Annotated in this window: 27 protein-coding genes; 15 read left to right on the forward strand and 12 right to left on the reverse strand. The window is 51.8% G+C overall.

Annotation, left to right across the window (positions count from 1 at the left end):
• The first annotated feature begins 80 nt into the window (after positions 1-80).
• Entirely contained in the window at positions 81-629 is a 549-nt protein-coding gene (locus V7676_RS02560; protein WP_335658094.1) for a pseudouridine synthase, read from the forward strand.
• Between the two features lie 50 nt (positions 630-679).
• On the opposite strand, the gene V7676_RS02565 is transcribed toward V7676_RS02560, so the two are convergent.
• Entirely contained in the window at positions 680-2,983 is a 2,304-nt protein-coding gene (locus V7676_RS02565) for an ATP-dependent helicase (RefSeq protein ID WP_335658095.1), read from the reverse strand.
• A gap of 128 nt (positions 2,984-3,111) precedes the next feature.
• Between V7676_RS02565 and V7676_RS02570 the strand changes: the two genes are divergently transcribed.
• Entirely contained in the window at positions 3,112-3,237 is a 126-nt protein-coding gene (locus V7676_RS02570) for a hypothetical protein (RefSeq protein ID WP_335658096.1), read from the forward strand.
• An 8-nt stretch (positions 3,238-3,245) separates the two neighbouring features.
• Here V7676_RS02570 and rsmD read toward each other — a convergent pair whose 3' ends face one another.
• Complete coding sequence (rsmD, locus tag V7676_RS02575) at positions 3,246-3,782, reverse strand: 16S rRNA (guanine(966)-N(2))-methyltransferase RsmD (protein WP_335658097.1); 537 nt, start codon at positions 3,780-3,782, stop codon at positions 3,246-3,248.
• The gene (locus tag V7676_RS02580; protein ID WP_335658098.1) at positions 3,782-4,597 is read right to left on the reverse strand and encodes a pseudouridine synthase; all 816 of its coding nucleotides are present in this window, start codon (positions 4,595-4,597) and stop codon (positions 3,782-3,784) included. Before V7676_RS02580 ends, rsmD begins: the two co-directional genes overlap by 1 nt.
• A gap of 96 nt (positions 4,598-4,693) precedes the next feature.
• On the opposite strand from V7676_RS02580, the gene V7676_RS02585 reads away from it, so the two are divergent.
• Positions 4,694-5,482: a DUF1223 domain-containing protein gene (locus V7676_RS02585; protein WP_335658099.1), complete on the forward strand. Its 789-nt coding sequence runs from the start codon at positions 4,694-4,696 to the stop codon at positions 5,480-5,482.
• Between the two features lie 75 nt (positions 5,483-5,557).
• The gene (locus V7676_RS02590) at positions 5,558-6,904 is read left to right on the forward strand and encodes an AmpG family muropeptide MFS transporter (protein WP_335658100.1); all 1,347 of its coding nucleotides are present in this window, start codon (positions 5,558-5,560) and stop codon (positions 6,902-6,904) included.
• Here V7676_RS02590 and V7676_RS02595 read toward each other — a convergent pair.
• From V7676_RS02595 to purB, 8 genes are all read right to left on the reverse strand, one after another.
• On the reverse strand, positions 6,901-8,223 hold the full coding sequence (locus V7676_RS02595; RefSeq protein ID WP_335658101.1) for a bifunctional folylpolyglutamate synthase/dihydrofolate synthase: 1,323 nt from the start codon (positions 8,221-8,223) through the stop codon (positions 6,901-6,903). The two genes, V7676_RS02590 and V7676_RS02595, sit on opposite strands and share 4 nt — an antisense overlap.
• Positions 8,224-8,239: 16 nt before the next feature.
• Complete coding sequence (gene accD / locus V7676_RS02600) at positions 8,240-9,094, reverse strand: acetyl-CoA carboxylase, carboxyltransferase subunit beta (RefSeq protein WP_335658102.1); 855 nt, start codon at positions 9,092-9,094, stop codon at positions 8,240-8,242.
• 19 nt (positions 9,095-9,113) lie between these two features.
• On the reverse strand, positions 9,114-9,902 hold the full coding sequence (gene trpA, locus V7676_RS02605; protein ID WP_335658103.1) for a tryptophan synthase subunit alpha: 789 nt from the start codon (positions 9,900-9,902) through the stop codon (positions 9,114-9,116).
• Positions 9,899-11,134, reverse strand: coding sequence for a tryptophan synthase subunit beta (trpB, locus tag V7676_RS02610; protein WP_335658104.1), 1,236 nt, complete (start codon positions 11,132-11,134; stop codon positions 9,899-9,901). Before trpB ends, trpA begins: the two co-directional genes overlap by 4 nt.
• 46 nt (positions 11,135-11,180) lie before the next feature.
• On the reverse strand, positions 11,181-11,849 hold the full coding sequence (locus V7676_RS02615) for a phosphoribosylanthranilate isomerase (RefSeq protein WP_335658105.1): 669 nt from the start codon (positions 11,847-11,849) through the stop codon (positions 11,181-11,183).
• A 45-nt stretch (positions 11,850-11,894) separates the two neighbouring features.
• The gene (pyrF, locus tag V7676_RS02620; RefSeq protein ID WP_335658106.1) at positions 11,895-12,569 is read right to left on the reverse strand and encodes an orotidine-5'-phosphate decarboxylase; all 675 of its coding nucleotides are present in this window, start codon (positions 12,567-12,569) and stop codon (positions 11,895-11,897) included.
• The gene (locus V7676_RS02625) at positions 12,566-12,976 is read right to left on the reverse strand and encodes a hypothetical protein (RefSeq protein WP_335658107.1); all 411 of its coding nucleotides are present in this window, start codon (positions 12,974-12,976) and stop codon (positions 12,566-12,568) included. Before V7676_RS02625 ends, pyrF begins: the two co-directional genes overlap by 4 nt.
• 110 nt (positions 12,977-13,086) lie before the next feature.
• A complete protein-coding gene (gene purB / locus V7676_RS02630; protein ID WP_335658108.1) occupies positions 13,087-14,388 on the reverse strand; it encodes an adenylosuccinate lyase in 1,302 nt (433 codons plus the stop codon).
• 148 nt (positions 14,389-14,536) lie between these two features.
• On the opposite strand from purB, the gene V7676_RS02635 reads away from it, so the two are divergent.
• Entirely contained in the window at positions 14,537-15,637 is a 1,101-nt protein-coding gene (locus V7676_RS02635; RefSeq protein ID WP_335658109.1) for a 6-phosphofructokinase, read from the forward strand.
• A gap of 8 nt (positions 15,638-15,645) precedes the next feature.
• Here V7676_RS02635 and radC read toward each other — a convergent pair whose 3' ends face one another.
• A complete protein-coding gene (radC, locus tag V7676_RS02640) occupies positions 15,646-16,362 on the reverse strand; it encodes a RadC family protein (RefSeq protein ID WP_335658110.1) in 717 nt (238 codons plus the stop codon).
• A 198-nt stretch (positions 16,363-16,560) separates the two neighbouring features.
• On the opposite strand from radC, the gene V7676_RS02645 reads away from it, so the two are divergent.
• The 10 genes from V7676_RS02645 to recO all read left to right on the forward strand — a co-directional run bounded on the left by V7676_RS02645 (position 16,561) and on the right by recO (position 25,922).
• The gene (locus V7676_RS02645) at positions 16,561-19,704 is read left to right on the forward strand and encodes an intermembrane phospholipid transport protein YdbH family protein (RefSeq protein ID WP_335658111.1); all 3,144 of its coding nucleotides are present in this window, start codon (positions 16,561-16,563) and stop codon (positions 19,702-19,704) included.
• A 46-nt stretch (positions 19,705-19,750) separates the two neighbouring features.
• Positions 19,751-19,948, forward strand: a complete 198-nt coding sequence (locus tag V7676_RS02650) for a YnbE family lipoprotein (protein WP_335658112.1) — start codon at positions 19,751-19,753, stop codon at positions 19,946-19,948.
• Positions 19,948-20,343: a YdbL family protein gene (locus tag V7676_RS02655; RefSeq protein ID WP_335658113.1), complete on the forward strand. Its 396-nt coding sequence runs from the start codon at positions 19,948-19,950 to the stop codon at positions 20,341-20,343. Before V7676_RS02650 ends, V7676_RS02655 begins: the two co-directional genes overlap by 1 nt.
• Positions 20,344-20,598: 255 nt before the next feature.
• Entirely contained in the window at positions 20,599-20,892 is a 294-nt protein-coding gene (locus tag V7676_RS02660; protein WP_335658114.1) for an AtpZ/AtpI family protein, read from the forward strand.
• Between the two features lie 39 nt (positions 20,893-20,931).
• Positions 20,932-21,714 carry a F0F1 ATP synthase subunit A gene (locus tag V7676_RS02665; protein WP_335658115.1) on the forward strand — a complete coding sequence of 261 codons (783 nt, stop codon included), beginning with the start codon at positions 20,932-20,934 and terminating at the stop codon, positions 21,712-21,714.
• 53 nt (positions 21,715-21,767) lie between these two features.
• The gene (locus tag V7676_RS02670; protein WP_108809819.1) at positions 21,768-21,995 is read left to right on the forward strand and encodes a F0F1 ATP synthase subunit C; all 228 of its coding nucleotides are present in this window, start codon (positions 21,768-21,770) and stop codon (positions 21,993-21,995) included.
• 72 nt (positions 21,996-22,067) lie between these two features.
• A complete protein-coding gene (locus V7676_RS02675) occupies positions 22,068-22,562 on the forward strand; it encodes a F0F1 ATP synthase subunit B family protein (protein WP_335658116.1) in 495 nt (164 codons plus the stop codon).
• Positions 22,555-23,214 carry a F0F1 ATP synthase subunit B family protein gene (locus V7676_RS02680; RefSeq protein WP_335658117.1) on the forward strand — a complete coding sequence of 220 codons (660 nt, stop codon included), beginning with the start codon at positions 22,555-22,557 and terminating at the stop codon, positions 23,212-23,214. Before V7676_RS02675 ends, V7676_RS02680 begins: the two co-directional genes overlap by 8 nt.
• Before the next feature lie 64 nt (positions 23,215-23,278).
• Positions 23,279-25,195, forward strand: coding sequence for an excinuclease ABC subunit UvrC (uvrC, locus tag V7676_RS02685; RefSeq protein ID WP_335658118.1), 1,917 nt, complete (start codon positions 23,279-23,281; stop codon positions 25,193-25,195).
• A complete protein-coding gene (recO, locus tag V7676_RS02690) occupies positions 25,188-25,922 on the forward strand; it encodes a DNA repair protein RecO (RefSeq protein WP_335658886.1) in 735 nt (244 codons plus the stop codon). Before uvrC ends, recO begins: the two co-directional genes overlap by 8 nt.
• The last annotated feature ends 49 nt before the right edge of the window (positions 25,923-25,971 follow it).

The following is a 25,971-nucleotide window of genomic DNA, read 5'->3' on the forward strand; positions in this document are numbered from 1 at the left end:
GCTTCTTCGTTTTAAATATTAACTTTATCGCAAGCACCTGAATATTTGCAGATTTACGTTGCGAGTGCCAAAGGACAGGGATGTCGCAATTGATCCTATTCAACAAACCTTTTGGCGTGCTGTCGCAATTCACGGATCGCGGTACCGAGACAAGTCGGCCGACTCTATCGAACTATATAGATGTACCGGGTGTCTATCCCGCGGGGCGACTGGACCGTGATAGCGAAGGGCTGCTTCTGCTGACAGGTGACGGTAAATTCCAAGCGCGGATTGCGGATCCTAAATATAAGATGCCAAAATCCTATCTGGCACAGGTTGAAGGCGACGCGGAAGAGGCGGCTCTTGATCAGCTGCGGCAGGGCGTTCGTTTGAAAGATGGTTTGACGCGGCCAGCGGAAGTTGAACGCATCGCCGTTCCTTCTCTATGGCCCCGTGATCCCCCGGTTCGTTTTCGCAAGAGCGTGCCTGATTGCTGGCTTAGGCTGACGATCCGCGAAGGGAAAAACAGGCAGGTACGCCGGATGACGGCTGCCGTCGGCCATCCGACGCTAAGGCTTGTGCGGTGGAGTATCGGCGACTGGACTATCGAAGATTTACAGCCCGGGGGATGGCGGGAAATAGAAATCTAATCCGATGCGTGGCGATCAAAGATATTTTTGAATAACGGGTTTAAAGGATATCAAGCCACTTCCACAAAACTGTCGAGCACGCGCTTCTGTCCGCTTTTTTCAAACTCGATTTCCAGCTTATTGCCTTCTTTTTCCATCACCTTGCCATAACCGAATTTGGTGTGGAAGACGCGCATGCCGACGCTGACATCATCGCGGCCCTTATTGCCAAGGGAGACCGCACTGCGGCGCGCTTCCTTGATATTTTTGGGCGTGCTGTCGAAGCTGCCCGTATTGCGTGCGCGTTTCCATCCCGGCCCGCGGCTCGATCCGCGTGCACTATCTGCAAAGGGATCGGCACGTTCTGACCAATTTGCGCGCCACAGGCTTTCGCCTCCCATCATGCTGGATTCTTCTTCAACATGTTCCTTGGGCAATTCGCCAATGAAGCGGGAAGGGATGGAGCTGGTCCACTGACCATAAATGCGCCGATTGGCAGCGTGGAAGATGGTGCATTTCTTCTTTGCCCGGGTGATCGCGACATAGGCGAGGCGGCGTTCTTCTTCCAGCGATGCAATCCCGCCTTCGTCAAGGCTGCGCTGGGACGGGAAGACGCCTTCCTCCCATCCAGCGCAAAAAACATAGTCATATTCCAGACCCTTGGCACCGTGCATGGTTATGATTGTGACCTTTGCCTCATCGCTCGCTGCCTCATTGTCCATTACTAATGACACATGTTCGAGGAAGTCGCCCAATGTTTCATATTCTTCCATCGCGCGTGTTAGCTCGGTCAGATTTTCGAGCCGTCCAGCAGCTTCCGGTGTGCGGTCTGCCTGCAACATGGCGGTATAGCCGCATTCATCGAGCACGATCCGCGCCAATTCGGCATGGGCCATTTCATTAGCATCGGTTCGCCATCGCGTGAAATTGCGCATAAGGTTCGACAGCGTTGTTCTGGCCCGTGCGGGCAATTCGTCCGTATCGCAAATGCTCAGCGCTGCTGCGGCGAGCGGTATCCCTTGTGCCCGGGCCAACCGGTGGACTTTTTCCACAGTTTTATCCCCAAGGCCGCGCTTCGGTACATTGACTATCCGTTCAAAGGCAAGGTCATCGGCGGGTTGCGCAATTACCCGGAGATAGGCGAGGGCATCGCGGATTTCCGCGCGCTCGTAGAAACGAAAACCGCCGATAATCTTGTACGGCATGCCGATAGAGATAAACCGGTCCTCAAATTCGCGCGTCTGAAATTGCGCGCGGACAAGGATTGCCATGTCGTTGAGGGAAACGCCCTTGTTTTGCAGGCTTTCCATCTCCTCCCCCGTGCGCCGCGCTTCTTCGGGGCCGTCCCAGACGCCAGTGACTTGCACCTTATCACCATCTTTTTCTTCGGTCCAAAGGGTCTTGCCAAGACGGCCGCTATTATGGGCGATCAACCCCGATGCGGCGGCCAGAATATGGGGCGTGGAGCGATAATTTTGTTCCAGCTTGACCACTTTCGCATCGGGAAAGTCTTTTTCGAAACGCAGGATATTGGCGACTTCTGCCCCGCGCCAGCTGTAGATGGACTGATCATCATCGCCGACACAGCAGATATTTTTGCGTTCCTGCGCGAGTAACCGCAGCCAGAGATACTGGCTGCTATTGGTATCCTGATATTCGTCAACAAGGATATATTTGAAGCGTTCTTGGTACAGCTTCAAAATTTCGCGGTTGGTCTTCAACAGGTTGAGGATATGCAATAGCAGGTCGCCAAAGTCGCAGGCATTAAGCACCTTTAGCCGGGCCTGATAGGCGGCGTAAAATTCCTGTCCGCGTCCATTGGCATAGCGTTCATTCTCATTGGCATCGAGATCAGCGGGGTTCAGGCCGCGATTTTTCCATTGGTCAATCAGTCCGGCAAGCATCCTTGCGGGCCAGCGCTTTTCGTCTAGTTCCGCAGCCTGAATCAGCTGTTTGAGCAGGCGCAGTTGGTCATCCGTATCCAGGATAGTGAAATTGCTTTGCAGTCCAACCAGTTCAGCATGGCGGCGCAGCATTTTTGAACCGATGCTGTGAAAGGTACCGAGCCATGGCATGCCCTCTACGGCATCACCTACAATCGTTCCGATCCGTTCCTTCATCTCCCGCGCGGCCTTGTTGGTGAAGGTCACGGCCAGAATTTCCGACGGCCACGCTTTGCGTGAATAGACTAGATGCGCCAGCCGCCGGGTGAGGGCAGCGGTTTTGCCAGTGCCGGCACCGGCAAGAACGAGCACGGGTCCTTCGGTGGTCAGAACAGCATCGCGTTGTGGCGCATTAAGGCCGCGGACATAAGGCGGATCATTTTCCGCAGGTATATTAATGGGTTCGGTCACAGGTGAACAGTTAGGGAACATCGGCGGCGGCGGCAAGGGCTATATCATGCAATATTTATCGATCTGACCCAAAGTACAGCTTGCATTTTATGTTGCAGTGCACCATATGCAGTTTAAGTTTGAAATTATTCCATAGTTCGGAGCTTAAAATGAGCAAACGTTTGGTATTTAGCGCGATTATCGCAACCGCATTAATGGCTACAACAGCCGCTTATACGCAGTCGCAAGCTGATCAGAATGTGACGGCAAAGGCCTATATAACCGCTAATAGCTGATATAATGTTCAGGCGGGGCGCAGGATATGTAGTCTCGCCTTGCCGCTGTTGCGCTGGCTTTCCAATTCAAAACCTTTGACGCTGACCTCTTCGTTGCGAGAGGTTTCTATAGCAATCCAGCTGGAGGGCGCGAACCATCCGTGGCGGCCCAATTTGGATAAAGCCACGGCACCGGCCCCCGTTTCATAAGGAGGGTCCATCAGGATAAGGTCATAAGGTTTCCGCGCCGCACCAAGGGCCAGAACCGAACCAATGCGGACATCTGCATCGGCGCTGAGTGTGGCGATATTTTTTTCCAAAGCTTTGAGCGCCTCGCGGTCCTGCTCGACAAAAGTGCAATGGGCTGCACCGCGCGACAATGCTTCCAGCCCAAGCGCACCGGAACCGGAAAACAGGTCAAGGACTTGCAAATCCGCAAAATCGCCCAATCGGCTGGTGAGCATGGAGAAAAGTCTCTCGCGTGTACGGTCAGCGGTGGGACGAGTGGTTTCGCCTTTGGGTGCAATAATTTTCCGACCGCGCCATTTTCCAGCGATTATCCGCATTAGATCAGCTTTTTCCGGAACGCGACCAGATCGTGTTGGCGAACGGCTTCGATTTCACCTTTCGCGAGATCTCCCAGCACGAATGGACCATAGCGGGTGCGGATCAGGCGGGATACTTTAAGGCCCAAGTGTTCTAGTACACGGCGAACCTCCCGGTTTTTACCTTCGGTCAGGGTCATCTCTATCCATTGGTTACGCCCGGTGCGCCGCTCCAGATTTGCTTCAATCGGGCCGTAATGCATGCCTTCTACTGTGATTCCGCGGTAGAGCTCTTCCAGCTGGTTTTGGGTAATGTCGCCGAAGGTTCGTGCGCGATAGGTCCGCTCGACACCGGTCTTTGGTAGCTCCATCTCGCGCTTAAACTCACCATCGGTGGTCATCAACAGCAAGCCTTCAGTGTTTAGATCCAGACGACCGATCGGCATGACGCGTTCCATATCGTCCGGTATCACATCATAAATCGTCTTGCGACCAGCGGGGTCGCGTTCTGCTGTCAAATAGCCATTTGGTTTGTGAAAACGAAATAGTTTGGCGGGCGATGGTTCGGATACAGCTTGGCCATCAACGGTGATGCCGGTCAGATTTTTGAGCAGCAGTGATGGATGGTCAACGGTAACACCGTTTAGCGCGATCCGTTCCTCGCTAATCATACGTTCAATTTCGCGCCGTGATGCGACGCCGGCACGCGCCAGTAATTTGGCAATGCGCTGCCCCTCACGGTTATGCGCTTCTGGCGGTTTGGCCCGGGCGGGTTCTTGCTTTGCACCGCGCGTGGGTGTTGCTTTGTACAGTTTACCTGATTCTTTATCGGTCATGGTTTTTTGCATGGCGGAAAATAAACTTTGCCGCAATCTGTAACCTGTCGGATGGTGCAGACGAATGGCTGGATAGTTGCTTATTCGGAAGGTGTCATGATGCGTCATATAATATTGTCGGCAATGGTTGCTGCAGCAGCATTTGCAGGCTTTATGGGTGTTCAAGTGGCCCAGACATCAAGCGATGTGCCCGCGCAAATAGCTTCACCGCCGCAAATTTTTGGCAATGAAACGGTTTCCCCTAATCCGGTCGTTGTCGAACTTTTCACCAGTCAGGGGTGCTCATCCTGTCCCCCCGCAGATATGCTAGCTTCCCGACTAGCAAAAGATAGCTCCCTGCTGGTGATTACGCGGCCTGTTACGTATTGGGACCGGCTCGGTTGGAAAGACACGCTCGCGCGGGAAGATAATACCAGGTTGCAGCGCAACTATGCCGCCAAGGGTAATACCGGTTCGGGGGTTTATACACCGCAGATGGTGGTCAATGGCGGCGGCGGTGCTGTTGGATCACGGGAAGGCGATATCAGATCGCTGGTCCGGCTAGCGAAAACTAATGATGGTCCGATTATCGAGGCGCAACGCACTTCGAACGGCACCGTCGCTGTAAACATTACGGGTAAGTCCCGCTATATGGCTGGTATTTCCCTTTTGGCATTGAGTTCGTCTGAAAACGTCAGTGTCGGTCGCGGCGAAAATGGCGGACGGAAGTTGCATTATACCAATGTTGTCAAAGCCGAGCGAAATCTTGGCAGTTGGGATGGAAATTCGGCACGCATCACTCTAACTGGCGAAGACCTGAATATATCCGGCGCTGATAAATATGCGATTATCGTACAGCGACCAGGCGCAGGAAAGATTATAGGCGCCAAGCTGCTCGAAATTTAGGGGCATCTGAAAAATCCGGCTAGCTTTCAAACCATTTGCCGCTAGTGTTTCCCTCAGTTCGTGGGAGATAGTAGCGTGAGTGGACAGATAGCAGACACCGGATGGCGTGGGAAATTACCAGCAGGTGTCAGGCCTTACAGTGAAGCGGCTCCGCTCGCGGCTTTTTTCTTGGGCATTTCTTCCGCTTTACCGCTGACAATGATCGCTGCGACGCTTACCACCCGGCTCGCTCAAGCAGGGATTGAAAAGTCCACCGTTACGGCCTTTGCGCTCACATTTTTGGCATATAATTTCAAATGGTTATGGGCACCCATTATAGACGTCGTAAAGCTGCCTATAATTGGCCGCATGGGGCAACGTCTATCATGGTTGATCCTGACTGCTGCAATGGCAATGGCGGCTATTATTTATCTGGGATCTCTGGATCCTTCAGCTGATATTGTCACGGTTGCAGTCGCTGCGATCATGGTCGGTATTGCAGGTGCCACATTTGATGTTGTTATTGACGCGTATCGGATCGAATTGCTGGAACCCGAGCAATTGGGCGTTGGGTCCGGCATGTCCCAATATGGCTGGCGTATCGGCGCAGCTTCAGCAGGGGCAGTGGCATTGGTTATCGCTGCCCGCAGCAACTGGTCCATCGCTTATTATGTCTGTTCGCTGTTTGCTTTGTTCGCTGTTTTTACGGGTTTGGTCATGCGCGAGCCGAGCCGGCGTCAGGAACCACAACCGCTGAAAGGCCCCGTTCAAGCCGCGATCGCATATGCTAGCCCGCTTGTAGAATTTTTTAAACGCTCAGGTGCGCCCGTTGTTTTACTTTTCGTGCTTGTTCACAAGATTGGCGACACGTTAGCCAATTTGACCTTCCGACTATTGTTTGAAGACCTTGGATTTACCAATGACGAGATCGCATTTTACGACGTCAGTCTAGGATTCATTGCTTTTCTGGTCGGCATATTTGTGGGGGGCATCGTTTATTCCCGCCTTGGTATGAAAAAGGCGGTCATGCTCAGTCTTGTGTTGATGGCGGTGAGTAATCTCTCATTTGCGGGTCTTGCTGCCAGCGGCCATAATAATTGGGCGATGGCAGGGGCCATTGGTTTTGAGAATTTCGCGAGTGGTATCGGCGGCGTTGCCGTCGTCGCTTATCTGTCTGCGTTATGTAATTTGAGCTTCACGGCCACGCAATTTGCCCTGCTATCCGCGGCGGCGAGTATCTTGGGTCGTTTCCTGACCGGAACTACCGCAGGGTCGCTGATTGAGGCAATGGGTTATGTTAATTTCTACCTGTTGACGACACTGGCTGCTTTGCCTGGTGTTATCATGTTTTGGCTAATGATCCGCTCGGGATTGGTCGACCGGTCTTTGGGCACCGCTGGGACGGAACATACGGCAGAGGATGGGGCTAAGAACCCAGACTAATCTAGCACTTGCTGATTAGCGTTTAACACCGAACCGGCCAGATACAGCGAACCGGCGACAAGCACGGTTTGCGGTTTCTGCGCAGAGATGTTTTGCAACGCTTTCGTAATATCGGAGGCCTCGGCGATGGCCACATTGATGTTGGCAAAATCATTGATGCCGTGCGCGAGATGACCCTCGACGGGCACGACTGTGATGCTAGCGATTTTCGCTTGGAGCGGTCTGACGATTGCATCGGAATCTTTGTTGGCGAGCATGCCGATGACTAGATGGATGGACCGGTTCGGATAGCTGTGAAAATGGGCTGCCAGAGCTTCTCCCGCATTTACATTATGTCCCCCATCGAGCCATAATACTGTTTTCTCAGGCAGCAATTCGTGCAGCGACCCGAAAGAAAGTTTTTGCAATCGTGCGGGCCATTTTGCCCAACCCATAGCGGCACGATAGGCGGCTTCGGATATTTTTACAGCATCCTGATGGCGCAGTATGGCAATGGCTAAGGCAGCATTATCCGCCTGATGCGCGCCGGGAAGGGCGGGCAGGGGCAGCGTTAATTTTCCGAAATCATCGCGGTAATGAAGTTGGTCTTCATATATAGCTGCATCCCAATTCTCACCGCGCGGCAAATATCGCGCGTGAGTGGATGCAGCATGATCCGAAATTGCCTTATTCATATCTTCACGATATTTCTGGGTCAGCAATGGCGTGCCTGATTTTGCTATACCGGCCTTCTCCCACGCAATACGGACCATCGGATCAGTAGGCACGCCATCTTCAGGCGATAGCAAAAAGGCTTCATGATCAATGCCCAGCGCGGCTATTCCGGTCGCTGCTGGCTTTGGCACAATATTCGTGGCGTCCAACCGGCCGCCCAGGCCAACTTCTAATATACAAGCATCAGCAGGTGTCTCGGCAAATGCGAGCATCGCGGCGGCTGTCGTGGCTTCAAAGAAACTGGGATTTATATCTTCGCTGCGGTCAAGTACGCGGGCCAGTAGTTTAGCCAGATATTCATCTTCGATCAACGATCCGGCTATTCTGATCCGTTCATTGAAGCGTACCAGATGGGGGCTGGTATAAACATGGGCTTTCAAGCCTTCTGCCTCGATCGCCGCTCGTATATAGGCGCAAGTTGATCCTTTCCCATTGGTGCCCGCGACATGAAAAACCGGTGGCAGTTTTAGATGCGGGTTGCCCAGTCGTTTCATGACTGCGCTGATCCGCTCCAGCCCCAGCACATCGCGCCCCGGGGATAGCAGCGAAAGCCGGTCGAGCTGTTTCTGAACCGCCGGATGGTCGGAGCGTGCACCGTCTGCCATAAAGGGTACGGCTAGTTTAAGCCGCAGTTTTCCAAGCCATGAGATAGCCCATGATCTGTGCCAATTGTGCGCGCAATTCCTTGCGATGCACCACCATGTCGATCATGCCATGTTCCAGCAGATATTCCGCTGTCTGGAAACCCTCGGGCAATTTTTCGCGGATGGTGTTTTCAATCACGCGCTGTCCAGCAAAACCGATCATCGCACCAGGCTCTGATATCTGGATGTCGCCGAGCATCGCGTAGCTTGCGGTTACACCGCCCGTGGTTGGATCGGTCAACACAACGATGAAGGGCAATCCCGCCTCTCGCAGCATTGAAATTGCCACTGTGGTTCTGGGCATCTGCATCAGCGACAAAATGCCTTCCTGCATCCGCGCTCCGCCAGCGGCGGTGAAAATAATATAGGGGCATTGATCCTGCAAGGCTCGGTTTGCACCATCTACAAAAGCTTGGCCCACGGCGAGGCCCATGGAGCCACCCATGAATGCAAAGTCCTGAACGGCGACCACACAAGGGAGATTTTCAATTGTTCCAGTGACGGTGATTAGTGCGTCCTGTTCTCCGGTCTTGGTACGCGCGGCTTTGAGGCGATCCGAATATTTCTTCTGATCTTTGAATTTCAGCGGGTCTTCCTGTACCGTAGCAAAGGGAATAATCTTCCAGCTATTCTCATCCATAATCTGAGCGAAACGGATCATCGGCCCAATGCGGCCATGATGTTCGCATTTAGGGCAGATATGCATGTTATCCTCATATTCCTTGAGGAAAACCATGGCTTCGCATTTTTTGCATTTGTGCCAGAGGTTGTCCGGTGTCTCTTTTTTGGCGATCGAGGCGATCTTTTTACGGACGTTGGTGAGCCAAGACATGCGTCAATTCCCTAAATTTTTAACGTGCATTTCTGATAGCATCAGAAAGCGATTTTACATAGTCTTTCACAAGCGGTGCTGCATCAGCGCCGTGTTTCCCGATGATTTCGACAATGGCTGAACCAACCACCACGCCGTCCGCAACACGGGCGATATCAGCCGCCTGTGCAGGTGTACGTACACCAAAGCCGACCGCGACGGGCAAATCGGTTCCTGCCTTCAAACGTGTCACAGCCTCTTCGATACTCGCCTGCGCCGCTTGTTGCAGGCCGGTGATGCCTGCGACCGAGACATAATATAGGAAGCCGGAGGCATTGTTCAGAATTTCGGGTAACCGTTTCGCGTCTGTTGTTGGCGTTGCGAGGCGAATGACCGCTATATTTTTAGCGCGCAATGAATCCCCTAGGCTATCGTCTTCCTCGACAGGAATATCGACGCAGATCACTCCGTCGACGCCCGCGTTGGCGCAAGCATCGGCAAACCAGTCGGCACCGCGGGTTGTCATTGGATTGGCGTATCCCATCAGCACCAGCGGCACAGTCGGATGCCGCTTACGAAAATCAGTCGCAATGCTAAATATATCAGCGGTTTTCGTGCCAGCGCTCAAACTGCGGATATTGGCGGCCTGAATGACCGGACCGTCCGCCATCGGATCGGTAAACGGCATCCCGAGTTCGATAATATCCGCGCCGCCTTCAACGAGCGCGTCAAGAATCGCCGCAGTATCGGCTGCCGTCGGATCGCCGGCGGTGACAAATGCGATCAGCGCAGCGCGGTCGCTTGGGAAAGCTCCGGATAAACGGGTCATATTTTCGTCCCTAACGCCTCAGCGACCGTGAATATATCTTTGTCCCCGCGCCCACACAAATTGGCAAGAATGATCTGGTCCTTGTCCATTTTCACGGCTTCGCGTGCGATGGCGGCGATGGCGTGGGAGGGTTCCAGCGCAGGAATAATACCCTCGGTGCTGCACAGCAGTTGGAAAGCGTCGAGCGCTTCCGTATCGGTGGCGCTGTCATAGCGCACCCGGCCGGATTCTTTCAGCCAGCTATGTTCCGGACCAATGCCGGGATAATCGAGACCGGCGCTGATCGAATGGGCTTCATCAATCTGGCCATCTTCATCTTGCAGCAAATAGGTTTTATTGCCATGCAATATGCCCGGCCTGCCGCCGGCTAAGGATGCTGCATGTTGCTTGTCCAACCCATGTCCGGCCGCTTCGATGCCAAGCATCTCAACACCGGGATCGTCAAGAAACGGATGAAACAGGCCAATAGCATTGGAACCCCCGCCAATGGCCGCAACGAGTAAATCAGGCAGGCGGCCGACACGGCTCAGCATTTGCTCGCGGGCCTCTTTGCCGATCACGCTTTGAAAATCGCGAACCATTTCGGGATAGGGATGGGGACCAGCGGCGGTACCGATAATATAAAATGTATCGTCCACATTGGCGACCCAGTCGCGCATCGCATCGTTCATTGCATCTTTGAGTGTAGCTGCGCCGCTAGTAACTGGCACCACTTCGGCGCCGAGCAATTTCATCCGGAACAGATTGGGTTTTTGCCGCTCGACATCCGTTGCACCCATATAGATTACACAGGGTAAGCCAAAACGCGCGCAAACCGTTGCGGTTGCGACGCCGTGCTGACCAGCTCCCGTTTCGGCGATGATGCGAGTTTTACCCATGCGTATGGCGAGCAATATCTGACCGATACAATTATTGATCTTGTGCGCGCCGGTATGGTTTAACTCATCCCGTTTGAACCAGATTTGCGCGCCTTTTCCTTCCGGCGCATCCTTCCGAACTTTCTCGGTCAGGCGCTCGGCATAATAAAGCGGGCTAGGACGCCCCACATAATGTTCTAACAGATCGTCAAATTCTTCCGCAAAAGCCGGATCTGCCTGCGCTGCACGATAATGTTTTTCCAGATCAAGGATCAACGGCATCAGCGTTTCAGCGACATAGCGTCCGCCAAATTGGCCAAAATGACCACGATCATCAGGTTGGTTGCGGAAGCTGTTGGGATTAGAGTTTGTCATCGGTTCAATCTATTATTTTCGCGTGAGAGGGTCAGCGCAGCTATGTTTATGCGTCGCGCACCGCTTGGCAAAAGGCGGCGATCTTGTCTACATCTTTGACTCCGGGAGATGATTCGACACCGGAAGAAACATCTACTAGCTGGGGCGTGAGGCTTTTTATAGCGTCTCTGACATTATGGATGCCCAGACCACCCGCGAGTCCCCATGGAATCCGGTGTTCATACCCATCAAATAGGGTCCAATCAAAACTGGTTCCGGTGCCTCCGGGCAATGCTTTTGCCGGTGCATCGAACAATAAGCGATCCACTACGCCTTCAAAGCGATTGCTTTTCGCCAATGTCATCTTGTCTCTTACGCCTAGGGCTTTCCACACCTCTATGCCGCCTTGATCACGGACCAGTTTTATCCATTCCGGAGTTTCGCTTCCGTGAAATTGGATCACATCGGGGCGTAAGATATTGATCGCTTGTCCGGTGGTTTTTGCGTCCGCGTTTACCAGTAATAAAACCGTTTTGACGGAATCAGGAACCGCTTGTTTTAGCGTCACTGCCTGCTCAATCGTAACGTGCCGAGGGCTTTTTTCAAAATGCACAAGGCCGATATAATTTGCGCCTGCTTTAGCGGCGGCGCTGATGCTAGCTTGGGACGACAGTCCACATATTTTGATTTGGGTTTTCATTGGTCCGGCCATATCGCACTTATCGGCGCGCGTCATCCTGAACCCGCCTCAAGCCACTAAAAACGTTGTCGTTCAAGTTTGTTAAAGCGTCGCCTCAATCGCTCGCGCCGCTGCATTGGGATCTTCCGCTGCAGTAATAGGCCGACCGATTACCAAAACACTCGCGCCATTATCGCGCGCTGCACGAGGGGTAACGGTACGCTTCTGATCAGCGGCCTTGCCATTGGCAGGGCGTAATCCCGGGACGATGAAATAGCCGCTTTTCCAAAGCTTGCGAGCTGCCGCAACTTCATTGCCGGAACAAACAATACCATCCAAACCAGCTTCGCCAGCTAGATTGGCCAGCCGCTCAACCTGGTCATGCGGGCTGCCACTATAGCCGATTCTTGCCATATCGCGCTCATCAAGTGAGGTTAGCAGGGTCACGCCAACCACTTTGGTACTGCTTCCGGCGGCTGCTTTCGCATCCTCCATCATCGCGCGCCCACCAGAGGCGTGTATAGTGACAATCGCCGGCTCCAGGACATTAATAGCCTGCATTGCTTTGGCCACAGTATTGGGGATGTCGTGCAGTTTCAGATCTAGAAAAATGGGCAGACCGACTTTCTGGATTTCATGGACGCCGTGATGTCCATTGGCGCAAAAGAACTCGAGGCCCAGTTTCAAACCGCCAACATGGCCCTTAATTGATTCGGCCAGCGTGATCGCGTCGTCAAGAACAGGGGTATCAATCGCAACAAATATCGGATTGCTCATATGCCCGTTGCCTTGTCGGTTTTCGCCGTAGTTGGGGCAATTGGTGACACCGCTGGCGCTGGTTCGGTAACTTGCTCTTTGCGCAAATCCAGAGGAGCCTCATCCGATTTTCTTGATGGGGCAGGCGAGGTCGATGATACGGTATTGCCTGTCGTCGTCGTCGGTGCAGGATTGACTGCCGCTTCCAATGTCTTGATACGGCGACTGAAACGCCATTTTGACGCCCGATGGATCAACCAAAGGGGGACGAAGCCCAATAAAAATGCGCCAATGACGAGAACGGGCAATTTGGTATCAATGCGAATATTTTCCCAGATTAGCACTGATGTCGGCGACCAGTTATTGACCGAAAATACGACCAAAATGACCGCCAATATCACCCAGAAAAGCGTTTTTATAAACTGCATATCAGACCCTTATTTGCGTATTTATTTGTGTATTACGCGCAAATTTGATCAGTGACCAGACTTGATACGATATTTGGGGCAAAGCCGGATGCTTCGCCCCGTTAAAGTTTTCAGTCGCCAAAGACGCGGGCAAAAATTGTGTCGATATGTTTGAAATGATAATCGAGGTTAAAGCGTTCTTCCAGTTCTTCGTTAGAAAGCTTTGCAGTGACATCAGGGTCTGCTTTTAGCAGATCAAGCAGAGCAACTTCGCCGTCGGATTCCCAGACCTTCATCGCGTTGCGCTGAACGATACGATAGCTGTCTTCGCGGCTAATGCCTGCTTGGGTTAGCGCCAACAGGACACGCTGCGAATGAACAAGGCCGCCCATCCGGTCGAGATTCTTTTGCATACGCTCTGGATAGATCAGTAGCTTTTCGATCACGCCGGTGAGGCGAGAAAGTGCAAAGTCGAGAGTGATAGTCGCATCAGGACCGATCATCCGTTCCACAGAACTGTGCGAAATATCCCGCTCGTGCCACAGGGCAACATTTTCCATCGCGGGCAGGGCATAGCTGCGTACCATACGGGCAAGGCCGGTTAGATTTTCTGTCAGAATAGGATTGCGCTTATGCGGCATCGCGCTGGAGCCTTTCTGGCCGGGAGAAAAATATTCCTCGGCTTCCAGAACTTCGGTGCGCTGCAAATGACGGATTTCGACCGCAACACGTTCGACGGATGAAGCGATGACGGCCAATGTTGCAAAAAACTGTGCATGTCGGTCGCGGGGAATAACCTGGGTCGAGACGGGCTCTATTTCGAGGCCCATTTTTTTTGCCACATGGGCTTCCACCTTTGGATCGATATTCGCAAATGTACCCACTGCGCCGGATATCGCGCAGGTCGCAATTTCCTTGCGCGCCAGCACTAGTCGTTCGCGGTTCCGTTCGAATTCAGCATAGGCCTGTGCCAGTTTCATTCCAAAGGTTACGGGCTCACCATGAATACCATGGCTACGGCCGATGGTGGGGGTCATTTTATGTTCATAGGCGCGTGTTTTTATGGCCGCGAGAAGCTTGTCGATATCGTCGAGCAATATATCGGAAGCACGTGTTAGCTGGACCGCAACGCAGGTGTCGAGCACATCGCTTGATGTCATGCCTTGATGCATGAAGCGTGCTTCATCGCCGACATTTTCGGCGACATTGGTCAGGAAGGCGATAACATCATGTTTTACTTCACGTTCGATTTCATCAATCCGTGCGACATCAAATTTACCCTTGGCCCAAATTGCTTCGGCCGCTTTCTTGGGGACTACGCCCAGTTCCGCCAATGCGTCGGTCGCGTGCGCCTCTATCTCGAACCAGATTTGGAATTTGGATTCAGGTTCCCAGAGGGCAACCATTTCGGGACGGGAATAGCGCGGGATCATTTTTTCTTTCCTTGATTATCATAAAGCTGGTTAGAACGGTCATTAGAGCCGATGCAGATTTGCCGCCCCGCTAGCATCATGTTGAGGAGTCGGCAATCTGGGATATGATGGGTCGAACACAGGCGGTTTGACAAGTGAGGAGACTGATATGCGTTTAGCAGTATTGACCGGCGGCGGTGACGTTCCCGGCCTTAACCCCTGTATTCGCTCGATAACTATGTCGGCCTTGCAGCGAGGATGGGAAGTTATCGGCTTGCGCCGAGGATGGGAAGGGGTGCTGGAAATCGATCCAGCCGATCCGCAGTCACTTGAGCAAGGCGCAATGGTCCTCGACAAAAATAGCGTGCGGGGCATTGATCGGCAGGGCGGCACAATCTTGCACAGTTCGCGCTGTGACCCGCGTGTGACTGCTGATGGTGATCAAACGCAAAAGGTTCTCGATATTTTAGACGCGCTGAAAATCGATGCGCTGATCATCATGGGCGGCGATGGTACGCTTCGGTTCTCAGCCCATCTGGCTAGTTTGGGCCGCAATGTTATTTCGATTCCCAAGACGATGGACAATGACGTTTTCGGGACGGATTATTGTATCGGGTTTTCCACCGCCGTCACTCGATCGGTGGCGGCTATTAATGCGCTGCGCACCACTGTGGCCAGCCATGAAAGGATCGCAGTGATAGAACTATTTGGGCGCAGATCAGGTGAGACTGCGTTGCTCTCCGGGTTTCTGTCACAAGCAGATCGCACAGTCATTGCTGAGGTTCCTGCAGATATGGATGTGCTTCTCCCTCTGTTGCTGGACGACAAGGCTACGAATCCAGAAGGCTATGCTATTTGTTTAGTGTCTGAAGGAGCAAAACTGGCTGGCAGTGATTCCGATGATAGCGATCTTAGCAAATCGAATACGAATCGCGCGGGCGTCAATATTGGCACGCAACTGGCGCGGGAAATAGAGGCCCGTTCACCGGAACGCACGATTGTGCAGGAGCTTGCCTATTTAATGCGTGCCGGGGAGCCGGACGCGATGGACCGGATGGTTGGCTTTGCCTTTGGCGCGCTAGCCGTACAATTAATTGAGGAAGGTCGCACATCGAACATGGTTTGCCTTACCGATGGCAATTATGGAGTGGTGCCCATTGATACGTTGCTGGGCGGCACCAAAGGCGTCAACGTATCAGGCCTTTATGATGCGCGCCAATATCGCGCTAATCTTGTGCAGATTGAAGGCATGCCGATGTTTCTTTATTGATGAGGTGCTTAAATCAGCCCCTGCGACCGGAAGGACGTATGGCCGTCCTTGCCGATTATGATGTGGTCATGCACCGCAATGCCCAGCCTGCGACCGGCATCGCAAATATCTTTGGTGATGGCTATATCTTGTCGACTAGGCGCACTGTCGCCGCTGGGATGGTTGTGCACTAATATAATGGCGGCTGATCCCAATTCCAAAGCACGCTTAATCACTTCGCGGGTATAAATGGCGGCCTGGTCGATCGATCCTTCACTCACCAATTCATCGCGGATCAGCCGGTTTTTGCTGTTGAGATGCAAGACTCGAACCCGTTCGTTGAGCAGATGCGCCATATCGGCGCGCAAATAGTCTAGAAGTGCCTGCCAGCTGGTCAAGATGGGCTGCTCACGAACCGGTTCAGAAATTAATCTGAGTGCGGCAGCATGAACAATCTTAATCGCAGCGGTGCTCGTCTCCCCCATGCCGGGTACTTGTTTGATCGAATCCCCATCGGCGGTCAGCAGGGCAGACAGGCTTCCAAATGTGTCGATAAGGTTTTTGGCTAGAGGCTTCATGTCCCGCCGCGGGATGGCCATGGTGAGCAGAAATTCAACAAGCTCATGATCCAATAGCGCATTGCTTCCACCGTCAAGAAGACGTTCCCGTAAGCGTGAGCGATGGCCCGCTCCATGATGGGCTTTTGAATTCTCATGGTTTTGTTTGACGTTTTCCAGTTGCGACATTCTCAAATCATAACCTGTCCGTTGAAAAATGGGATGAGAAAGCCGGTCTACATCCGAGATTGGCCGAATATGTCCAATTTCAAACAAATAGAGTAAAAACTATGCGATCCCTACACTTGTACATTGCAACTTAAGGTAGACTTCTGCATTTCAGCAGGAATGGAGGAAGAAACAGATCAAGGCCGATCAGGCAGCCGAATGCGGCCACGGCTATTCATTTATCTGATCCTGTTTTTATTGCTCGCCGGTTTTATCATACTCTGGTTCAGCCGTATCATCATCGCGGATAATTTTGTCCGCTCTGAACTCGATAAATTGGGGATAGAGGCGAGCTACGATATTGAAGACATCGGTTTTCGTAAACAAATTATACGCAATCTGGTCATCGGTGATCCCAGTGCGCCTGATTTAACCGCAGATCTGGTAGAAATTGGCAATAGCCTGAACACGGACGGCGCCGGAATAAATTGGGTTTTTGCACGCGGTGTGAAAGTTTTCGGCCGACTGAAGGACGGGAAGCTGTCTTTTGGTGCACTCGATAAATTTTCCGATCCGGAAGATGATAGCCCTTTGGCGTTGCCGGATATTTCTTTGGTCGTGGAAAAAGCGAAGTTGCGGATCGACACTGATTTCGGTGCGATCGGACTTGCTCTTAACGGCCAAGGTAATTTGCACGATGGATTTAAAGGAGAACTCGCCGCGCTCAGTAAGAAGTTAAATTTAGGTGGCTGCCGGATGTCCGATCCGAGCTATTTCGGTAAGGTGGCGATTAAAGACCGTAAACTCGCATTAGAGGGACCGCTTCGGCTCAAGTCTGCCAAATGCCCCTATTTTGATTTCGCGGCACAGGATATTGGTGTTCAGCTTGCGGTTATTTTGGGGAAGGATTTTACGAGTTGGTCAGGCGATGCCGGTATATCGACCGGGGCGTTGCGTTATTCCGAATATCAAGCAAAAGAAATAAAATCGGCCGTTGCATTCACCGGTGATCTAAAACGCAGCAGCGGCGATATTGATCTTATGCTCGGCCGGTTAAACTCACCATATGGCAACGCCAAGACTGGAACTATTATAGGTCCATTCCAAATCGGCTATGGTGATGATCCGGTAACTGCGCGGTTTAATGGACAGGCTGAAATTCGTTCGGCGCAAATTTCAAATAGCATGCTTATTCAGACATCAGCTTTGGCACAGTCGACCGATGGGACGCCCATCGGTCCGATTGCCCGAAAACTAGCCGGGGCGGTGCAGCAGGCGGGCAGTGCGCTCGATTTATCGAGTGATTTCCGCTTTGATATGGGCGCTATGGGTACGAAATTAGCAATCAACGCTTTTCATGCGTTCTCTCGATCAGGTGGGCGGATTGCGCTCGATGATCCCATTTTACTGACATTTTCGGACAAAGACGTAAAAATGCTTGCCGAAGGCGGCTTCATGTTAAGCGGTGGAGAGTTTCCGCAGGCGAGAATAGATTTAAATGACGGCAGCTTATCGCATGGCTTTTCCGGTAATATAAACATGGCAACTTATCAGTCCGGTAGTGCAAAGCTAAATATTCCCGGTCTCCGTTTCTCGCCTGCTTCGGGAGGAGGGACGAACATTGACGGTCGTGTGATTCTGTCTGGCCCACTCGCGGATGGTCAACTCACCGGGCTTCAAATACCCATCAGCGGTCAATTTGGTCAAAATGGCTTTGCCCTATTTCGAAAATGCGTTGATCTGCAATTTGCCAGTTTGCGCGCCGCCTCTTTCATTGCTGGTCCTACTACCGCGCGCCTCTGTCCGGATGGAGGCAGGGCTATGGTTTCGAGCAATGGGTCCGGCGTTAATATTGCGGCACTTGCACCCTCTTTTAATTTAAAAGGCACGATGGGCGGAACGCCGCTCTCTTTGTCTAGTGGCGCACTCGGTTTTTCGATCACAAAAGGGATTACAGCGCAAAATATATCGCTTCGTATGGGTACTTTGGACAGCATGACAAAGTTTGACGCGGCGCGGTTTAGTGCGGTATTTGGCCGCAATATTTCGGGCAAAATCTCTGGTGCTAATGGACAGATAGCCAATGTACCGCTGTTGATGGAAAATATCGAGGGCGACTGGCGCTATATTGGCGGTGAATTTTTGGCTGATGCGAAGCTGCAGGTCCGTGATGAAAATCAGGTTGAACGGTTCCGGCCTTTGATAAGCGATGACGTGAAGCTGAAATTCGCAAATGGCAAGATTCTCGCCGATGGCATGCTGCACGAACCGACAACATTACGTCAGGTCGCAAAGATCAATATTGTCCATTCGCTGGATAATAGCGTTGGTCAGGCGCTTTTGGATGTCGGTGGGATTAGTTTTGATAAAAATCTACAACCGGAATTGCTGACACCATTAACCTTGGGTATTATTGCCAATGTCGATGGTATTGTGACCGGACATGGGCAAATAAATTGGGATAATAAAGGTAACGGTATTCGAAGCACGGGTATCTTCCGCACCGATTCTGTCAATTTGGCGGCGGCCTTTGGTCCGGTAACGGGGCTTTCGGGCGAAATAAAATTTTCTGATTTACTCGGTCTGGTTACGGAGCCCAGTCAGTCGGTTAACATGGCAGAGGTTAATCCCGGCGTAGCGGTCTTTAACGGTCAGCTATTCTATCGTCTGCTACCGGACTATAAGATGCAGGTGGAGGGCGGCCAGTGGCCCTTTGCTGGCGGCATGCTCTATCTTGAGCCTACAATTTTGGATCTTGGCGAAGATGTTGCACGACGGTTGGAATTCACGGTTGTCGGCGTGGATGCGGCGCAGTTTTTGAATCAATTTGATTTCGAGAATTTGAGCGCAACAGGAGTTTTCGACGGCAAGTTACCAATGATCTTCGATCAGGACGGAGGCCGCATTGCTGGTGGCTATCTCGTTGCCCGCAAAGGGGGCGGGACACTCGCCTATATTGGCGAATTAACTTACGAGGATATGGGAACGTTTGCGAATTTTGCTTTCAACGCTTTGAAATCGATAAAATATCAGCAACTGACCATTGGAATGGACGGCGCGATTGATGGTGAAATCATAACAGAAGTGAAATTTGCAGGTCTTCAGCAAGGGGACAGCGCAAGTAAAAATTTCATTACGAAGCAAATCGCTAAGATTCCACTGGAATTTAATGTCCGCATTCAAGCGCCTTTCATGCAATTGTTAAGCAGTGCAAAGGCTTTTTATGAACCGGAATTGCTTGTTGGTCGGAATTTACCGGCTCTACTAAGGGCGCAGGAAGAACGGGCTACGGAAGCCGTTAAAGCATTGCAGAAAAATTCTGAATCATCTGTTCAGCCACGGGAAAGCGATAATGAACCATAGGATAAGCGAATTGACGTATCGTTTGGATAATGCGATTCGGACAAACATGAAGAACAGAAAGACAACCGGATTGATATTGGGGGTCGCATTGGGGCTAAGTGCCATTCTGGCAGGTTGTGTGCAGGTTTCTGCACCCGATAAACCCATCGTGATTAACCTTAATATCAATATAAAACAGGAAGTCGTCTATCGGTTGAATGGCGACGCGAAAGATTTAATTAATAGTGAAGCGGAGATTTTCTGATGTTTGAGTTTATACGGAAGAATAAAGCGATTGCCATCGTGGGCACATTGGCTTTGACCGCAATTGTAGCAACGCCGGTGATGGCCCAGCGCGATCCCGCCTATGAATCCGCGCGTTCTTCGGGAGCCATTGGTGAAAAGCCGGACGGCTATCTGGGCTATGTCAAAGCTCCATCGGCTTCGGTGAAAGCGCTGGTCGAAGATTTGAATATTAAGCGGAAGGCGGCCTATACTCGCAAGGCACAGGAAACCAATTCGACGGTTGAGCAATTTGCTTTCACTTCGGGCTGCAACCTGATTAACCGCACGGTTGCGGGAGAAAAATACCAAGCACCCGACGGAAGCTGGCAGACAAGAACATCTGTTGAGCCAATACGTGATTCGCGCTGCCCATAAGGCCAAATTGAAACAAAGTTTTGACAAAGGGCGCGCTGCCAATACCAGCGCGCCCTTTTTCGTTTCAAATCGCTGATATTTCTCCGAATTTTCTGCGCCGCAGTATGGCGGTTGACTTGGCGCATCCGCTTTTCTAAACGGGCGCGGTTAGCGGGACTGCTCGCTGTCGTGAGTAGAACCAGGTTAATCGGCTTTTTGGCTGATTTTCTATAGTTTTTCAAAGAATCACGACAGAGAGAAGGTTCGTTAAATCTGATGGACGATGATGCTAAGATAGAGGCGCTTAAGAAGCGGATCGATCAGGCGCAATCGGAAGAGGCGGTCAGATCAGGCAAAACCCAGAAAGGGGTCGATAATAATTATCGGCTCGGAAATCGGGTATTGGCAGATTTGATTGCAGGCATTGGTGGTGGTGCATTGGTTGGCTGGGTGCTGGACCATTTTATCGGAACCGCGCCTTGGCTTCTTTTGATATTCCTGTTTTTGGGGATCATCGTAGCGTTCAGAAATATTATTAAACTCTCAAACGAGAGCGCGAAAAAGAATTAAGTGATTTTGCGTACCGTTTGAATAAATGGGGTCCATTGAGTGGCAGCTGCAGAAGGTAAAATTGATCCAATGCACCAATTTGAGGTGCAGACGATTTTTGAAGGCTTTTCATTAGGTGGTCATCAGATCGCTTTGACCAATAGTGCTGTCTGGATGGGGCTGGCGGTTGTCGTATTATTCGTGTTCATGCGCGGCGGTATGAAACGGGAGCTAGTTCCGGGTCGTTGGCAGATGATGGTCGAAGGCTTTACCGGCTTTATCGACGATATGATGGACGCGAATATTGGCCCCGCGGGTAAAAAATATGCGCCTTATGTCTTTTCGCTTTTCATGTTCATTCTTTTCTCCAACGTTCTCGGGCTTTTGCCAGTTGGCGTACTGGGATTGCATCCTTTTACTGTAACGAGTCATCTGACGGTGACCGGTGTTTTGGCGATTATCAGCTTCGCGATCGTTCTGATTGTCGGCTTTGCCAAGCATAAACTGCATTTCTTCTCGCTGTTCATTCCCGACGGCACGCCAATCCCGATGATCCCCTTCATCTTTGTGGTGGAATTGCTATCCTTCCTCGTCCGTCCATTCAGTCTCGCGCTACGTTTGTTTGTTGCGATGACAGCGGGACATATCCTGCTGAAAGTTCTCGCTGGCTTTGTTATCAATAGCGCGAATGCTGGTGCCGGTTTCGGTGTATTAGTAGGATTACCAAGCTTTGCGCTGATGATCGGTATCAGTGCCCTCGAATTGCTGGTGGCGGTTGTGCAAGCCTATGTGTTTGCATTGCTGACATCGCTTTACATCAATGATGCGGTGAACCTGCATTAATTTGAAACAAGACTAATTTTCCAAACGATATTTTTTGAACAGGAGTAACTATCATGGACGCAGAAGCAGCAAAATTATTGGGCGCAGGTCTGGCAGCAATTGGCGCTGGTGTAGCTGCCGTAGGTGTGGGTAACGTATTCGGTAGCTTTTTGGAAAGCGCATTGCGTAATCCATCAGCAGCGGATGGCCAACAAGGCCGTCTGTTCATCGGCTTCGCCGCAGCTGAACTTTTAGGACTGCTGGCATTCGTTGTCGCAATGATCCTGATTTTCGTTGCCTAATAAATGATATGAAATCGGCGGAGCGGCTTTCATGCTGCTCCGCTATTTCAAAATATTGGAGCCTTTGGTTCGATGCCTCAAATAGATCAAATCGCCGCAACCTATGCGTCCCAGATTTTCTGGCTTTTGCTGACTTTCGGGTTCACATTTTTTGTCATCGGTTTAGGTATGTTTCCTAAAATTCAGGGCACTGTTGTTGCTCGGGATAAAAGGATTGCCGACGATCTGGAAGCAGCGCGTGTCGCCAACGTGACGGCCGATGAACTGGAAGAAAGCTACCGCGTCAAAATGGAAAATGACCGTAGTGAAGCGCAGGGCGTGGTTGAAGCCAGCAGAGCAAAAGCCAATGCGGCTGCCGAAAAGCGCAAAACCAAAGCCAACGCTGATATCGCTGCGAAAGTGGCAACGGCAGAAGCAGATATTAAAGCGCGAGCCGGGGAAGCATTGAAAGAAATTGAAAGCGTTTCCGCCGAAGCCGCACAAGACCTAGTTGCCAAAATCTCTGGAGCAAAAGTGACCAAAGCGGCAGCATTGAAAGAAACAAAGGCAGCGTTGAAACATGGCTGATGAACTGAAGCAAGACGCACAACCGCTAACAGTGAAGCTGGATGCGGCATCTGAGACGGTTAAACATCGCTTGGATACACCGCTGGACAATGAAGGCTTGCCCGTAACTGGCGTGGAAGGTCTTGAAACCGGCCATACCGAAGACGGGCATGTAACACCGGCTGTATTCGGTCTGGACGCGACTGTATTTGTTTCTTTGTCGATGCTGGTTGTTATAGCGCTGGTACTTTGGAAAAAAGTTCCGGCTGCCATTGGCGGATCGTTGGACAGGAAAATTGCGAACATTCGTGAGCAATTGGATGAAGCAAAGAAGCTTCGGGAAGAATCCGAAGAGCTGCGCGCAAGATATGAATCTCGTTTGCGGGCAGCAGATGATGAAGCGGCTGAAATTTTAGCGCAGGCTGAAAGAGAAGCGGAACTGGTCGTTGCCGATGCTAAACAGGCGACGACTGACTTGATTGCGCGTCGCAAAAAAATGGCTGAAGACAAAATTTCTGCTGCTGAGCGCTCGGCCATTGCCGAGGTGCGGGCCAAGGCCGCTGGAGCAGCGACATTAGCTGCGCAGAACCTGATCGCAGGTAAGCACGATGCGGCTGCGGATAAAGCGATGATTGACCAGAATATCGCGGATCTAGGTTCAACCATCAACTAAGTTAAACTATTCGGGCTAGGATTGTGCGCTGGTAATCACCTGCGCCCGAGCTTAGATATATATTATGTCAGGCCCGCAATCTCCCGACCGTTTTAACGAGGATAAAGCCACTTATACCGTGCGCGGTAATGAGACGCCTGACCTTGAAGCGGGCATGGCTGCAATCCGCGAAACATTAAACACATTGCCGACCCGACCCGGTGTCTACAGGATGCAGGATAGTCGTGGTGATGTGCTTTATGTCGGCAAAGCTCGGTCGTTGAAAAACCGTGTCGGTTCCTACGTTCAAATGAACCGCCTACCGCACCGGTTGTTGAGGATGGTCGCGCAAACCCGGTCGATGACGATTGTGACGACCGGTAGCGAGGCCGAGGCGCTGCTTCTCGAAGTGCAGCTGATTAAAAAATTCCGGCCCGCTTATAATGTTTTGTTACGCGATGATAAAAGCTTCCCCTTCATATTATTGCGCGAAGATCATGATTTTCCGCGTATTCAAAAGCACCGCGGGGCGCAAAAGACCACGGGTAAATATTTCGGTCCCTTTGCCAGTGCCGGTTCGGTCAATCAAACGCTGAACGCCTTGCAAAAGCTATTCCTACTCCGGTCTTGTACAGACAGCTTCTTCAAAAATCGTTCGAGGCCTTGTCTCCTCTATCAAATCAAACGATGTTCGGCACCTTGCGTGGATCGGATTTCCAAAGAAGATTATGCTGAACTGGTTGAGGATTCGCGTAACTTTCTCTCCGGAAAATCGACGGATGTGCAACAAAAGCTTGCCGGACAGATGGAAAAGGCATCCGGAGCGCTGGATTTTGAAACGGCGGCGCTCTGTCGGGACAGATTAAAGGCTTTGACTTTCATTCAGGGCAGCCAGGCCGTTAATGCCGCTGGGTTGCCGGATGCGGATATATTCGGACTGGCTGCCAAGGGGTCAACGGTTTGTATCCAAGCCTTTTTTATTCGCGGCGGCCAGAATTGGGGGCATCGCAGCTTTTTCCCGGCCCACACTACGGATGTCGAAATTGAAGAAGTCTTCTCGAGCTTCCTGATGCAATTTTATGACTCGATGCCGCCACCTAAGCTGGTTTTGTTGGATCGTGAATTGCCAGATGCGGCTTTATTGGCAGAGGCTTTGGGGACGCGCTCAGATTATAAAGTCAGCGTGTCAAAGCCCCAGCGCGGCGACCGTTTAAAACTTCTCAAGCAGGCGAGCCGAAATGCGGAGGAGGCGCTCGACCGCAGATTGGCAGAATCATCCACACAGGCCAAAATCATGCGGGAGATGGTCGAACTACTGGAATTGGAGGCTGTGCCAGATCGCATAGAAATATACGATAACAGTCATATTCAAGGATCACATATGGTAGGCGGGATGGTTGTTGCCGGACCCGAAGGTTTCCGTAAGAATGCTTATCGAAAATTCAATATCAAGAACCCTGAAACTAAACCCGGCGATGATTTTGCGATGATGCGCGAGGTGCTGGAACGCCGATTTGCTCGCGCCCAAAAAGAAGATCCCGGTCGGGAAAAAGGCGAATGGCCCGATCTGGTGCTGATCGATGGCGGCAAGGGGCAGATGAGCGCGGCGAAGGATGCTCTCGCTGAATTAGGTGTTGAAGATGTCAATATGATCGGTGTCTCCAAAGGGCCGGACCGCAATGCCGGGCGAGAGACATTCCACTTCATGGATGGCCGCGAACTCAACCTGCCGATTAACAGTCCGGTGCTATTCTATCTCCAACGCTTGCGGGATGAAGCGCATCGCTTCGCTATCGGGGCACATCGCCAGAAGCGAAGTAAAGCCATAGGCACCAGTACGCTGGACGATGTTCCGGGTATAGGCCCGGCCCGCAAAAAAGCGATGCTGCTGCATTTTGGTACTGCGCGGGCCGTGAAAAATGCCTCGCTCGAAGATTTGCAAGGCGCGCCTGGCGTTTCGGCGACGGTAGCACGGAAAGTATATGATTATTTCCATGGCTAGTCTGCGGACCTTGGCAATTATCTGTTCGGTCCGCCCACATGGCGAGCATGGTGCGGTTGTGCGCGCGCTGACCCCGGAAAATGGTCTGATCGCTGGCTATGTGCGGGGCGCACGGTCGCGCACGATGCGGCCCGTGCTTATTCCATCCAATATTGTGCAGGCTGATTATCGGGTAAGGACGGAGGATCAGTTGGCCTCTATGACGGCGGAATTACAGCAAAGCCGTGGCCCTTATCTAGGCGAACCGCTGGCAAGTGCCGCGCTCGACTGGGTAACTGCATTAACCGCAGCCACACTGCCGGAAGAACATAGCTATCCGCAGCTATATAGCGCGTTATCCGCCTTGCTTGATGCAATATGTAGTGCGCCCTCGGCAAAGGGGTGGGCGGTGGCGCTGGTGCGTTACGAATTGCTGCTTTTGTCGGAATTGGGATTCGGGCTATCCCTCAAGGAATGTGCAGTGACGGGCGGCACGGAGGATTTGGTCTATATCAGTCCGAAAAGCGCTATGGCAGTGAGCATTGGTGCAGGATATGCCTACAAAGACAAGCTCTTGCCGCTACCGGCCTTTTTGAAGGTGTCAGATAGCCCGGAATGGAATGATATTTTTGACGGATTGAGGGTGACTGGCTTTTTCCTCAAGCGGCATTTTTTCGAAGATCGTCGCAATGACGTCATGGCGGCACGAACGGTTTTAGTGGACCGTCTGAAAAGGGTGGTTGCCTAATTCATCCGGGCGCGGCAGGGAGTGCCAGAAAGTCACCTATAAACTCTAG

The sequence above is a fragment of the Parasphingorhabdus sp. genome, from assembly GCF_036963805.1.
GTDB lineage: Bacteria > Pseudomonadota > Alphaproteobacteria > Sphingomonadales > Sphingomonadaceae > Parasphingorhabdus.